At 72.9% G+C, this 13,411-nt stretch carries 12 protein-coding genes; 11 read left to right on the top strand and 1 reads right to left on the bottom strand.

The genetic code is table 11. The annotated features are described in order from the left end of the window. Window positions 1–22: 22 nt before the first annotated feature. Window positions 23–1,051 (bottom strand): SAM-dependent methyltransferase, encoded by a 1,029-nt coding sequence (locus BM339_RS13845; RefSeq protein ID WP_337959914.1) that lies wholly within the window; start codon window positions 1,049–1,051, stop codon window positions 23–25. Window positions 1,052–1,161: 110 nt separating this feature from the next. Between BM339_RS13845 and BM339_RS13840 the strand changes: the two genes are divergently transcribed. The 11 genes from BM339_RS13840 to BM339_RS13785 all read left to right on the top strand — a co-directional run bounded on the left by BM339_RS13840 (window position 1,162) and on the right by BM339_RS13785 (window position 13,354). Continuing rightward, a complete protein-coding gene (locus BM339_RS13840) occupies window positions 1,162–2,331 on the top strand; it encodes a sensor histidine kinase (protein WP_021592912.1) in 1,170 nt (389 codons plus the stop codon). A 117-nt stretch (window positions 2,332–2,448) separates the two neighbouring features. Continuing rightward, window positions 2,449–3,108 carry a response regulator gene (locus BM339_RS13835; protein WP_308208044.1) on the top strand — a complete coding sequence of 220 codons (660 nt, stop codon included), beginning with the start codon at window positions 2,449–2,451 and terminating at the stop codon, window positions 3,106–3,108. 159 nt (window positions 3,109–3,267) lie between these two features. Beyond that, window positions 3,268–3,546, top strand: coding sequence for a chaplin family protein (locus BM339_RS13830; protein WP_021592914.1), 279 nt, complete (start codon window positions 3,268–3,270; stop codon window positions 3,544–3,546). 252 nt (window positions 3,547–3,798) lie between these two features. Continuing rightward, complete coding sequence (locus BM339_RS13825) at window positions 3,799–4,572, top strand: ABC transporter ATP-binding protein (RefSeq protein WP_021592915.1); 774 nt, start codon at window positions 3,799–3,801, stop codon at window positions 4,570–4,572. A 1-nt stretch (window position 4,573) separates the two neighbouring features. Next, window positions 4,574–7,069: an ABC transporter permease gene (locus BM339_RS13820; protein ID WP_021592916.1), complete on the top strand. Its 2,496-nt coding sequence runs from the start codon at window positions 4,574–4,576 to the stop codon at window positions 7,067–7,069. Between the two features lie 107 nt (window positions 7,070–7,176). Next, a complete protein-coding gene (locus tag BM339_RS13815; RefSeq protein WP_024936085.1) occupies window positions 7,177–8,151 on the top strand; it encodes a Rossmann-like and DUF2520 domain-containing protein in 975 nt (324 codons plus the stop codon). A 15-nt stretch (window positions 8,152–8,166) separates the two neighbouring features. Continuing rightward, the gene (panC, locus tag BM339_RS13810) at window positions 8,167–9,021 is read left to right on the top strand and encodes a pantoate--beta-alanine ligase (RefSeq protein ID WP_337959913.1); all 855 of its coding nucleotides are present in this window, start codon (window positions 8,167–8,169) and stop codon (window positions 9,019–9,021) included. Continuing rightward, the gene (gene panD / locus BM339_RS13805) at window positions 9,021–9,437 is read left to right on the top strand and encodes an aspartate 1-decarboxylase (RefSeq protein WP_021591733.1); all 417 of its coding nucleotides are present in this window, start codon (window positions 9,021–9,023) and stop codon (window positions 9,435–9,437) included. Before panC ends, panD begins: the two co-directional genes overlap by 1 nt. Window positions 9,438–9,838: 401 nt before the next feature. Then, entirely contained in the window at window positions 9,839–11,698 is a 1,860-nt protein-coding gene (locus tag BM339_RS51320; RefSeq protein ID WP_256255337.1) for an L-aspartate oxidase, read from the top strand. Continuing rightward, a complete protein-coding gene (gene nadC, locus BM339_RS13790) occupies window positions 11,695–12,552 on the top strand; it encodes a carboxylating nicotinate-nucleotide diphosphorylase (RefSeq protein ID WP_075021065.1) in 858 nt (285 codons plus the stop codon). Before BM339_RS51320 ends, nadC begins: the two co-directional genes overlap by 4 nt. A 19-nt stretch (window positions 12,553–12,571) precedes the next feature. Beyond that, complete coding sequence (locus BM339_RS13785; RefSeq protein ID WP_021591730.1) at window positions 12,572–13,354, top strand: type III pantothenate kinase; 783 nt, start codon at window positions 12,572–12,574, stop codon at window positions 13,352–13,354. The last annotated feature ends 57 nt before the right edge of the window (window positions 13,355–13,411 follow it).

Below are 13,411 nucleotides of genomic sequence, written 5' to 3'. Positions count from 1 at the left end.
GTTCGCTTCCCAGGGGGGTGACTTACGGGTGGGGTGGGGGCTGGGGGAGGACGGGTGGGATGGGGATGTCAACGGACTGGGCCAGCCAGCCGAAGCCGCCCAGGCCGGAAGGGTCGGTCAGTTCGGCGTCTTCGCCTGCGTGGCAGAGGGCGGCGACGTAGGCGCGTGGGTCGCGGTGTGCCAGGTCCAGGGGCGGGCGTGTGCCGGACAGGCCCAGGGCGCGCAGGGCGTCCCGCTGGGTGGTCAGCAGGGTGGACGTCGCGCCGGCGCGTTCGCCCTCGGCGGCGCAGGCGTCGAGGGCGACGTGGGCGGTGACGTCGCATGATCCGTCCGGGACGGCGGGGACGGTCGCGCCGTCCCGGTAGCCGGCGAGCGTCCCGTACACCGGGCGCGTCTCCCGTGAATGGGAGTAGTCGACCGCGATCGCGAGGCCCCGCGAGAGCCGTCGCACCACCGAGGCCCAGGCGGCGCAGCGCGGATGGCCGATCTCGGCGCGGTCGCCCGGTTCGCGGAGCGGCCACCAGCGTTGCAGCCAGTCGCTGTCCTTGTCCGACGGCGGCGGGCCGGGGCGTTCGGTGCCCGTGGACGGGTCGACCAGCACGGTCCGGACGCCGTCGGGGGTGTGCTCCACCACGTCCAGCGGCACGTTGTCGAGCCACTCGTTCGCGACGGCGAGGCCGGTGATGCGGGCGGGCAGGTCCGGGCGCCACACGATGTCGGACGGTATCTCGGCGGGACGGGGCGCGATCTCCACCGCGACCGGGGCGAGCCGGGAGGCGAGGTCGGCGGGCGCGCAGGCCAGGATGTTCTTCAGCAGGTGCCCGGATCCGGCGCCGATGTCGACCAGGTCGAGCCGGTCGGGGCGGCCGAGCAGGTCGTCGACGTCGACGAGGAGGCGGGTGATGGCGGCGGCGAAGCGCGGCGAGGCGTGCACCGAGGTGCGGAAGTGCTCGGCGGGGCGTTCGCCGCGCCGGTAGAAGCCGTCCTCCCCGTACAGCGCCCGCTCCATCGCGGTCCGCCACGTCTGCCATCCGGAAACCAACGACGCCACGACTGCGACGTTACCGTGGGCGGCGCCCTCCGGACCGCCATCCTCGCGGTGGACGCGCGTCCGACCTGCGGCTGATCCCGGACGGATCCGCGCGTACGTACTCTGTCGGCATGGTGGCGAGGGCATGGGAGTGGCTGCGGCGCAAGAAGCCGCTCGTCGACGCGTTCTTCGCGCTTCCGGTGGTGGCCTTCACCCTGCCGTCGTTGCTGGGCGGGACCTCCGGTCTGGGGCCGGTCAGGTACCTGCTGCTGTCGGCCGGGCTGATCGCTCCGCTCGTGCTGCGCCGGACGTTCCCGCGCGCGGTGTTCGTCACGGTCGTGCTGGTCTCGGGCGTGCAGTGCCTGCTGGGAGTGATCCCGGTTCCGGCGAACCTGGCCGTGCTGATGGTGTTGTACACGATCACCGCGAACTACACCTTCCGGTGGGGGGTCGCCGCGGTGCTGGTCGTCGAGGCGGGCTCGGTCATGGCCACCGTCCGGTATCCGAGTGGCGCCCAGGACCGCAGGTTCACGTTCATCATGCTGACGGTCATGGTGGCGGGCGTGTACATCCTCGGCCTGCACATGCGGACGCGGCGCGCGTACCTGCGTTCGGTGGAGGAGCGTGCCGCGCGGCTGGAGCTCGAACGCGACAACGAGGTCAGGATGGCCATGGCGGCCGAGCGCGCGCGGATCGCCCGGGAGCTGCACGACGTGGTGGCGCACAACGTCAGCGTGATCGTGGTGCAGGCGGACGGCGCGGCCTACGCGATCGAGACCGATGTGGGACGGGCCCGGCAGGCGCTCGACACGATCTCCTCGACGGGGCGGATGGCGCTGGCGGAGATGCGGCGGCTCCTCGGCGTCCTGCGCGAGACCGACGACGCCGGGGCGTTCGCGCCGCAGCCGGGGGTCGCGCAGCTGGACGATCTGGTCGAGCAGGTCCGGGCGTCCGGGCTGACGGTGAGCTACGAGGTCGAGGGGACGCGGGCGGCGATGTCGGAGGGCCGCCAGCTCACGGTCTACCGCATCGTCCAGGAGGCGCTGACCAACACGCTCAAGCACGGGGGCCCGCGGGTGAACGTGTCGGTCCGGCTCCGGTACGCCGAGGACGCGCTGGAGATCCGCGTGGAGGACGACGGCCGTGGCGCGGCGGCGTCCAACGACGGGCGGGGTCACGGTCTCGCCGGCATGCGGGAACGGGTCGCCGTGTACGGGGGCAGCGTCCGCATGGGCCCGCGCGCCGGTGGCGGGTTCGAGGTGGTCGCGTCGATCCCGGTCCGCGAGGAGGTCGCGGCATGACGAGCGCGAGGGGGGCCGCGTACTCCAGGATGTCGGCATGACGGTATGTGTGGGCTTTGTCCGCGGGAGGTCGGAGTGAACGTGGTGGACGCCGAGCCGGCGCCGCCGATCCGGGTCGTGCTCGTGGACGACCAGGAGCTGGTGCGGGCCGGGTTCCGGATGGTGCTGGACGCGCAGCCCGACATCGAGGTCGCCGGTGAGGCCGGGGACGGGGTGCAGGCCCTGGAGCTGCTGCGCGGCACGCGGGCCGACGTCGTGCTCATGGACGTCCGGATGCCGCGGATGGACGGGATCGAGGCGACGCGGCGGGTGGTGGCGGCGTCCGGGCCGAAGGTGGTGATCCTGACGACGTTCGACCTGGACGAGTACGCGTTCGCGGCGATCAAGGCCGGCGCGGGCGGGTTCCTGCTGAAGGACGCGGGCCCGGCGCAGCTCATCGAGGCGATCAAGGCGGTGCACTCGGGGGACGCGGTGGTGGCGCCGAGCACGACCAAGCGGCTGCTGGACCGGTTCGCCGTGCACCTGCCGGACTCGGGGCAGGGCGCGAGCGGCGCGCTGGAGAGCCTGACCGACCGGGAGGGCGAGGTGCTGCGGCTCGTCGCGCGCGGGATGTCGAACGCGGAGATCGCGGGGAAGCTGTACGTCTCCGAGGCGACGGTGAAGACCCACATGGGGCGGATTCTGATGAAACTGAACCTGCGGGACCGGGTCCAGGCGGTCGTGTTCGCCTACGAGACAGGCCTGGTCAAAAGCGGCCAAAGGGGTCACTCAACGTAACGAGCCGGTCACTCGATGGCGACTTTTTGCATTCATCGTGACGTGGGGGATTGGTCTACCTAAGAGTAGCTGGGTAACTACCGTACGCGACGCCGTCCACATGGCGGACGTCGGCACCAGTCATATCGGGTCTCTTGGCCCACGTACGGGAGGACACTCGTGATCAAGAAGCTTGCCGCCACCGGCATCCTCGGCCTCGCCGTCGCCGGCTCCGCTCTGGCCGCGACGCCCGCCTACGCCGCCGTCTACGGTGGCGACCACGGCAAGAAGCACCACGGCTCGTTCAACGACAACTCGACCGGCCCCAACGTCGGCCTGCTGAACGGGACCCAGGTGATCGCGCCGATCTCCATCCCGATCGACGTCTGCGGCAACGCCGTGGCCGTGATCGGCGGCGCCCAGGCGGGCTGCAAGGGCGGCGCGTCCGTCCACAACTGACGATCGCGCGTGCGGGCGCCGAGCCCGTGACCGAAGAGCGCCGGAGCCCCGCGGGGTCTCCGGCGCTTTCGCGTGCCCGCCCGGAGCAGGGGCGGTCGGAGGCCGGGTGGACCCGGCTGTACGACTCAAGTCGTACAGAGGCGCCGCGGATAGCCGTGAGAGTGACGCGGACCGTGGACGCCGGGGCGATGGCAGGGACGCCGCGGATTCCTAGCGTGGAGCACGATCATCCACGACCACGAAGGAGTCACCGTGACCAGCACGTTCGCCGAACAGCCCGGGGGAGCCCCGGCCGCCGCGGTCCTGCCGGCCGTCACCGCCGAGGGCGTGTCGAAGGTGTACGGGTCCGGGGACGCGGCCGTGCACGCGCTGCGCGGGGTCAGCGTCGGGTTCGCCCGGAGCGCGTTCACCGCGATCATGGGCCCGTCCGGGTCCGGGAAGTCGACGCTGATGCACTGCCTGGCCGGGCTGGACACGGTCACCGGCGGGCGGATCGTGCTCGGCGACGCCGAGATCACCGGGATGGGCGACCGGCGGCTGACGCTGCTGCGCCGCGACCGCGTCGGGTTCGTGTTCCAGGCGTTCAACCTGCTGCCGACGCTCACCGCCGAGCAGAACATCCTGCTCCCGATGGAGCTGGCCGGCCGCAAGCCGGACCGGGCGTGGTTCGGCCACGTCGTCGACACGCTCGGGCTCCGCGACCGGCTCGGGCACCGGCCGAGCGAGCTGTCGGGCGGGCAACAGCAGCGCGTCGCGTGCGCCCGCGCGATCGTCGCCCGGCCCGAGGTGATCTTCGCGGACGAGCCGACCGGCAACCTCGACTCCCGCGCGGGCGCCGAGGTGCTGGGGTTCCTGCGCACCTCGGTCCGCGAGATGGGGCAGACGATCGTGATGGTCACCCACGACCCGGTGGCCGCGTCGTACGCGGACCGGGTGGTGTTCCTGCGCGACGGGCAGATCGTCTCCGAGATCGTCCAGCCGACCCCGGCCGCCGTCCTGGACCGGCTCAAGAGCCTGGGGGCCTGAGATGCTGCGGACGACTCTGGCGGGCCTGCGGGCCCACAAGCTGCGGCTGCTGCTGACGGCGGTCGCGATCACCCTCGGCGTCGGGTTCATCTCGGGGACGTTCGTCCTCACGGACACGATGGACAAGGGCATCTCCAAGACGTTCGCGAAGTCCGCCGACAAGGTGGACCTCGCGGTCGTCCCCAAGAGCGACGACCCCGACGAGGGCGTCCCGGCCGACCTGCTCGGCAAGGTCAGGGCGCTGCCCGGCGTGACGGACGCGCAGGGGGTCGTGCAGGGCGACGCCGCACTGGTCGGCAGGGACGGCAAGGCCGTCGGCGACTTCCCGACCGTCGGCATGTCCGTGCCGTCGGGACGGCTGCTGCGCTACGACGTCGACAAGGGACGGCCGCCCTCCGGAGGCGGCGAGGCCGTCCTGGACACCAAGCTCGCCAAGCGGGAGGGCTTCGGCGTCGGCGACACCGTCACCGTCCTGGACGGGAAGGAACGACCGCACCGGTTCCGGGTCGCCGGCCTGGTCGACTTCGGCATCGACCAGGAGGCGAGCTTCCGCGGCGCCGTGGGCTTCGACCCCGCGACCGCGATGCGGATGACCGGTGAGAAGACCTACCGCGAGCTCGACATCACGGGCGGGAACAAGGCCGCGGTGAAGGCCGCCGCGGGCGGCTCCTACGACGTGTTCACGGGCGAGGAGCTCGGCGCGCGGCTGGCGAAGGCGGCCGGCGCCGACACCAAGATCATCCGAAGCGGGCTGCTGATCTTCGGGCTGGTCGCGATGCTCGTGTCCGCCCTCGTCATCTACAACACGTTCTCGATCCTGATCGCGCAGCGGATGCGGGAGATGGCGCTGCTGCGCTGCGTCGGCGCGACCCGCCGGCAGGTGTTCGGCGGCGTCCTCGCGGAGTCCTTCGCCGTCGGCCTGGTCGGCTCGCTGCTCGGCCTCGTCGCCGGCGTCGGCCTCGGCGAGGGCGCGCTGGTCGCGGTCAACCGGCTGAACGCCGCCGTGGCCGTCGCCGGGCCGTCCCTGGCGGTCCGCACGATCGTCATCGGCCTGCTGATCGGGGTCGTGGTGACCGTCCTGTCCGCGCTGCTGCCGGCCCGCGCCGCCACCCGCGTCGCGCCGGTCGCCGCGCTGCGCGCCGACCTGGAGCCGGGCAGCGGCCGGTTCCGGCTCGGCTGGATCCGCACCGGGGTAGCCGCCGTGCTCGGCGCCGCCGGGCTCGCCCTCGGGACGCTCGGCTCGGTCGTCATGGAGAAGGGCGAGACCGCGATGTACGTGGTCGCGTTCGCCGGCGGCGTGTTCTTCCTCGCCGTGATCGCGGCGATGCCGGCGCTCGTCCGCCCGCTCGGACGGCTCGCGGGCGCGGTCCCGGGCCGGCTCGGCGGCGTCCCGGGACGGCTCGCGGTCTCCAACGCGCAGCGCGCGCCCCGCCGCACCGCCACCACCACGATCGCGCTGACCGTCGGCGTCGGGCTGATGAGCCTGTTCGCGGTGGTCGCCGCGAGCGGCAAGGCGACGGCGTCGTCCAAGCTGGAGGAGCAGTTCCCCGTCCAGTTCCAGATCCGGACGCAGGACTTCGACGGGACCGTCCCGCACGCGCTCGCCGAGTCGCTGCGCACGCGGCCCGAGGTCACCGACGTCGTGGAGGAGCGCCGCGAGGAGACCACGGTCGCCGGCGACGACGGCGACATCTCCACGATCACCCCCTCCGCGCTCGGCACGATCCTCAAGCCCGACATGAAGCAGGGCACGCTCGCCGGCGCGCAGAAGCCGGGCACCGCGATGGTGGACGAGGCGACGGCCAAGGTGTCCGGCCGGGGGCTCGGCCAGACCGTCCAGGTCCGGACGCCCAGCGGCACCGTCCCGGTGAAGATCACCGCCGTGTACGGGGCGGGATCGAGCCTCGACGGGATCATGATCCCGGAGGCGGACTTCATCCGGTACTTCGGCGTCCGGGACCCCGTCGGGATCTACGTCAAGACCCGCGACGAGATCCCCGCGTCCCAGGCCCGCAGGGCGGTGGAGGACGCCGCGCGGCCCTACCCGGCCGCGAAGGTGGTGTCGTCCGCCGAGTTCGAGGAGTCGATGAGCAAGGCGATCGACATGGTGCTGATGATCTTCGGCGGGCTGCTCGGCCTGGCGATTGTCATCGCGCTGTTCGGCATCGCGAACACGCTGACCCTGTCGGTCGTGGAGCGGACGCGGGAGTCGGCGCTGCTGCGCGCCCTCGGCCTCACCAAGCGCCAGCTCCGCCGGATGCTGTCGGTCGAGGCGCTCGTCATGGCCGTGATCGGCGCGTTCACAGGGGTCGTGCTCGGCATCGGGTTCGGATGGGCCGCGACGAACGCGATGGCGGTCGACTCGATCTTCGCGCTGCCCTACGTCCAGGTGATCGGGTTCGTCGTCCTGGCCGGCGCGGCCGGCATGATCGCCGCGGTCATGCCGGCGCGACGCGCCGCGAAGGCGTCCGTCGTGGAGTCCCTCGCGCATGACTGAATGGGGGGCGGGGTGACGATCGTCACCCACCGGACCGCGCGGCCGGGTCCCGCGGGTACCCTGGTGCGCGCACGTCCGGTACCTACCTGAGGACTGGAACGAAACCGATGGACCCAGAGGTCACGCCCTCTTCCGGCACGCCCGGAAACGGGCCGGGCTCTTCCGGGGGGACGTCCCCCCGCACCCCCCGGAAGAGCGAGGAGACACCTGCGGACAGGCCCGCGCGGCTCGCGGTCGGCGTCGTCGGCGCCGGCCGCGTCGGCACGGCGCTCGGCGCCGCGCTGTCCCGCGCGGGCCACCGCGTGGTCGCCGCGGCGGCCGTCTCCGAGCGGTCCCGGGCGCGCGTCGAGGAACGCCTCCCCGGCGCGGCCACCGCCCCGCCGCAGGACGTGGTCGCCGCCGCCGACCTGGTGCTGCTGACCGTCCCGGACGACGCGCTGCCCGAGCTGGCCGGCGGCCTGGTCCCGGCGGGCGTCCCGGTCACGGGCAAGCTCGTCATGCACACCAGCGGACGGTACGGAACCGCCGTCCTCGACCCGCTCACCCGCGCGGGCGCCCTGCCGCTGGCCCTGCACCCCGTGATGACCTTCACCGGGCGCCCGGACGACGTGAACCGGCTCACCGGCATCTCGTTCGGCGTCACCTCGCCCGAGCCGCTGCGCCCGGTCGCCGAGGCGCTCGTCCTGGAGATGGGCGGCGAGCCCGTCTGGATCACCGAAGAGGCCCGCCCGCTCTACCACGCGGCGCTCGCCGGGGGCGCGAACCACCTGGTCACGCTGGTCGTCGAGTCGATGGACCTGCTGGCCCGCGCCGGCGTGGCCGAACCCGGCCGGATGCTCGGCCCGCTCCTCGGCGCCGCGCTCGACAACGGGCTGCGCCTCGGCATCGACGGCCTCACCGGCCCGGTCGCCCGCGGCGACGCGGGGACGGTCGCCGGCCACGTCGCCGAGCTGGCCACGGTGTCGCCGGAGAGCCGCCGCGCCTACGTCGCGCTCGCCCGCCTCACCGCCGACCGGGCGCTCGGCGCCGGACTGCTCAAGCCCGAGGACGCCGAACGGCTCCTCGAAGCGCTGGCCGACTGACCCCAGGGAGGTTTGGTGATCATCGCGAGGACGCGGGAGGAGCTTGCCGAGGCCCGCTCCCAGGCCGGGGGCACGCTCGCGTTCGTCCCGACCATGGGGGCGCTGCACGAGGGGCACCGCTCCCTGATCCGGCAGGCCCGGGGCCTGGCGGACTCGGTCGCGGTCAGCATCTTCGTCAACCCGCTCCAGTTCGGCCCCGGCGAGGACTTCGACCGCTACCCGCGGACGTTCGCCACCGACGTCGAGGCCTGCGCCGCCGAAGGCGCCGACCTCGTATTCGCGCCCGATCGCGACGTCATGTACCCGGACGAGCCGCAGGTCACCGTCAGGTCGGGCCCCATGGGCGAGGTCGTGGAGGGCGCCGCGCGCCCCGGCCACTTCGACGGGATGCTCACGGTCGTGCTGAAGCTGCTCAACCTCGTCCGGCCCGACGTGGCGATCTTCGGGGAGAAGGACGCGCAGCAGCTCGCGATGATCCGCCGGATGGTCGCCGACCTGGACGTCCCCGTCCGGATCGTGGGCGGCGCGACCGTCCGCGAGCCGGACGGCCTGGCGCTGTCGAGCCGCAACCGGTACCTCTCCGCCGCCGAGCGCCGGACGGCCCTGGCCCTGTCGCGCGCCCTGCGCGCCGGCGCGGACGCCGCCCCCGCCGGCCCGGACGCGGTGCTGGCCGCCGCCGGCACCGTCCTCGACAAGGCCGGCGCGGCCGACCCGCCGCTGGACCTCGACTACCTGGTCCTGGTCGACCCCTCGACCTTCGCCCCGGTCGCGTCCTCCCACACCGGCCCGGCCGTCCTCGCCGTCGCCGGCCGCGTCGGCGCCACCCACCTGATCGACAACGTGTCCCTCCATTTCGGCAAGGAGCGCTGATGTTCCGGACGATGTTCAAGTCGAAGATCCACCGAGCGACGGTCACGCAGGCCGACCTGCACTACGTCGGCTCGCTGACCATCGACCAGGACCTGATGGACGCCGCGGACCTCCTCCCCGGCGAGCAGGTCTCCGTCGTCGACATCGACAACGGCGCCCGCCTGGAGACCTACCTGATCGCCGGCGAGCGCGGCTCCGGCGTCATCGGCATCAACGGCGCCGCCGCCCGCCTCGTCCAGCCCGGCGACCTGGTCATCATCATCAGCTACGCCCAGATGACCGACGCCGAGGCCCGCGACTTCACCCCTTCGGTCGTGCACGTCGACCGCTCGAACAAGATCATCTCCCTGGGCGACGACCCCGCCGAGCCCGTCCCCGGCACGAACACCACCCGCGGCGACCTCATCCACAACTGACACCTCCCCCTTTCGAGACCGCCCCAGCGCCTGGGGTGAGCTGCACGCCGGTGAACGCTGGGTGCGTGCCATCGGAGGGTTCCCTGCGCAGTGGTGTCCTTTGCAAGACCGCCTGGCGTCCTGGGGTGTGCTGGCCGTCGCTGGTGAACGCTGGGTGCCTCCCTTCGGGGAGGGGGTTGGTTCTCTGTGCGGTGTCCTTTGCAAGACCGCCTGGCGTCCTGGGGTGTGCTGGCCGTCGCTGGTGAACGTTAGGTGCGTGCCTTCGGGGAGGGGTTAGGTCCCAGCGCAGTGGTGTGCGGGGGTGCGCGTCGGCGGGTGTTCTGGCGGTTAGAGGGGGGCGGGCGCGGGCGCGGTTCGGGGTTAGGGTCATAATGACGAGAACCGACCCCGGAGGAGGGCTCGTGATCCCTTCCGTTCTCCACGCCCCCGCACCCGGCTGGACCCGAGAGACCGACGTCGTCGTGATCGGGTCCGGCATCGCCGGGCTGGTCGCCGCGCTGCGGTGCCGCCCGCACGGGCGGGTGCTGCTCGTCACCAAGGCCCTGCTGGACGCGGGGTCGACCCGCTGGGCGCAGGGCGGGATCGCCGCCGCGCTGGACCCGGACGACACCCCGCTGGAGCACCTGGCCGACACCCTGACCGCCGGGGTCGGGCTGTGCGACGAGGACGCCGTCCGGGCACTCGTCACCGAGGGCCCGGACGCGGTCCGCGGGCTGATCGAGCTCGGCACCGCGTTCGACCGCTCCGGCGGCGACCTCGCGCTGACCCGGGAGGGCGGCCACCACCGGCGACGCATCGCGCACGCCGGCGGGGACGCGACCGGGGCCGAGATCAGCCGGGCCCTCCTCGCCGCGCTCAAGGACTCCGGCGTCGAAGTGATCGAGCACGCGCTGGTCCTCGACCTGCTGAAGGACGCCGCCGGTCGCGCGGCCGGCGTCACCCTGCACGTCATGGGCGAGGGGCAGCCGGGTGGTGTCGGCGCCGTCCGGTCCCGTGCCGTGGTGCTCGCGACCGGCGGGCTCGGGCAGGTGTTCTCCGCGACGACGAACCCGGAGGTGTCGACCGGCGACGGTGTCGCGCTCGCGCTCCGCGCCGGGGCCGAGGCGACCGACCTGGAGTTCGTCCAGTTCCACCCGACGGTGCTGTGGCTCGGCCGCGGCGCGACGGGGCAGCAGCCGCTGATCTCCGAGGCCGTGCGCGGGGAGGGGGCGCACCTCGTCGACCACGGCGGCGAGCGCTTCATGATCGGACGCCACGAACTCGCCGAACTCGCCCCGCGCGACGTCGTCGCCAAGGGGATCATGAACCGGATGGCCGAGACGGGCGCGTCCTGCATGCTCCTCGACGGGCGGCACCTCGGCGCGGCGGTGTGGGAGCACCGGTTCCCGACCATCCTCGCCGCGTGCAGGCACCACGGCATCGACCCGGTGACGGAGCCGATCCCCGTCGTCCCCGCCGCGCACTACGCCAGCGGCGGCGTCCGCACGGACCTGCACGGCCGCACGTCCGTCCCGGGCCTCTACGCCTGCGGCGAGGTCGCGTGCACGGGCGTCCACGGCGCCAACCGCCTCGCGTCCAACTCCCTTCTCGAAGGGCTCGTCTTCGCCGCCCGGATCGCCGACGCCCTCGTGGAGGATCTCCACGGCGGTGGCGACCCTGCCGGTCGTCCGACCGTGGCCGACGGTGAGGCGGGCATGACACACGCCGTCTCCGTTGAGCGGGACGTCTCCCTTGGGCGGGACGTCTCGGTGGGGCGGGAGGTCTCGGTGGGGCCGGACGTCTCCCTTGAGCACGTTTCCGTTGGGCAGGGGGTCTCCCTTGAGCAGGACGTTTCGGTGGGGCAGAGAGTCTCCCTTGAGCAGGATGTTTCCCTTGGGCAGGGAGTCTTCGTGGGGCAGGGCTTGCCGGCCGGGGGCGGGCTGCTCGCGGGCGGGTTGCGGGAAGAGATCCAGCGCGTGATGACCTCCTACGCGGGTGTGCTGCGGGGAGCCGACGGGCTGGAGAGGGCGGCGGTGGAGCTTGACGCGCTCGGCGGCGGGCACGCCGAACCGGGGGTGGAGGCCTGGGAGGCCACCAACCTGCACACCGTCGCGTCCGCGATCGTGGCGGCGGCGCGGCGGCGGGAGGAGACGCGCGGGAGCCACTGGCGGCAGGACTTCCCCGAGCGCGCGGACGGGACGTGGCGCGGCCACCTCGTCACCCGGTTGGAGGGGAACACCCTGACGACCACCTACGAACCTGTGGAAGGAAAGCGCTCATGACACCGGAACTCTCGCAGGCGCTCAGCGCCGCCGGGCTCGATCCACAGGATGTGGACAACCTCGTCCGGACGGCGCTGGCCGAGGACGGCGAGGTCGACGTCACCAGCATGCCGATCTTCGCACCGGAGGACACCGCGGCCGGGGACCTCCGGGCGCGGCAGGACGGCGTCGTCGCGGGCGTCCCGGTGGCGTGCGCCGTGTTCGAGGCGCTGGACGTGGCGTACGAGGCGAAGGTCGAGGACGGGGACCGGGTCGTCCCCGGTCAGGTCCTCATCTCGGTCAGCGGGACCACCAGGGCCCTGCTGCGGGCGGAGAGGACGGCCCTGAACCTGCTCACCCACCTGTCCGGGATCGCGACGGCCACCCGGCAGTGGGCCGACGCCATGGAAGGCACCAAGGCCAGGGTCCGCGACACGCGCAAGACCCTGCCCGGCCTGCGCGCCCTGCAGAAGTACGCCGTGAGGTGCGGCGGCGGCGTCAACCACAGGATGGGCCTGCACGACGCCGCGCTCATCAAGGACAACCACGTCGCGGCGGCCGGGAGCGTCACCAAGGCGTACGAGGCGATCCGCGCGGTGTACCCCTCCCTGCACGTCCAGGTGGAGTGCGACACGCTCGCGCAGGTCGAGGAGGCGCTCGCGGTGGGCGCGTCGAGCATCCTGCTGGATAACATGACCGACGCCGAGATGGCCGAGGCGGTGCGCCTCGGCGCGGGGCGGGCGGAGTTCGAGGCCAGCGGTGGCCTTACCCTGGAGCGGGCCCGAGACGTCGCCGTGACCGGGGTGGACTACCTTGCCGTCGGCGCGCTGACGCATTCGGCGCACGTGTTCGACATCGGCCTTGACTTCTCCTGACCAGCGGGGACCGGACGCCATGCTGCTCACCATCGACGTCGGCAACACCCAGACCGTCCTCGGCCTGTTCGAAGGCGACGAGGTGATCGAGCACTGGAGGATCAACACCGACCCCCGCCGGACCGCCGACGAGATCGCGGTGGTCCTGCAGGGTCTCGTCCAGCAGAGCCCGCTGCTGGCGGAGACCGACATCAGCGGCATCGCGCTGTGCTCCACGGTCCCGTCCGTCCTGCACGAGATGCGGGAGATGTGCCGCCGCTACTACGGCGACGTGCCCGCGGTGATCGTGGAGCCGGGCGTCAAGACGGGCGTCCCCGTCCGGATGGACAACCCCAAGGAGGTCGGCGCCGACCGCATCGTGAACGCGCTCGCCGCCGTCCACACCCACGGCGGCCCGGCGCTCGTCGTCGACTTCGGCACCGCCACGACGTTCGACGCCGTCTCCGCCAAGGGCGAGTACGTCGGCGGCGCGATCGCCCCCGGCATCGAGATCTCGATCGACGCGCTGTCCTCGCGCGGCGCGCAGCTCCACAAGATCGAGCTGGTCCGGCCGCGCAGCGTGATCGCCAAGAACACCGTCGAGGCGCTCCAGTCCGGGATCATCTTCGGCTTCGCCGGGCAGGTCGACGGCATCGTCGAGCGCATGTCCGAGGAGCTCGCCGAGGAGCCCGAGGAGGTCACGGTCATCGCCACCGGCGGGCTCGCCCCGCTCGTGCTGGAGGAGTCCCGCAGCATCGACGTGTTCGAGCCGTGGCTCACCCTGATCGGCCTGCGCCTCATCTACGAGCGCAACACCCCCTGACGTCCGCCGCGACACCCGGCCGATCGGGCGCAAGTCGTTCGCGGCGCACCGGACGGC

The sequence above is a fragment of the Actinomadura madurae genome (genome assembly GCF_900115095.1).
Classification (GTDB): Bacteria; Actinomycetota; Actinomycetes; order Streptosporangiales; family Streptosporangiaceae; genus Spirillospora; species Spirillospora madurae.
Note: the sequence above shows the minus strand (reverse complement) of the source record. Positions and strands in the feature narration are given on the sequence as shown.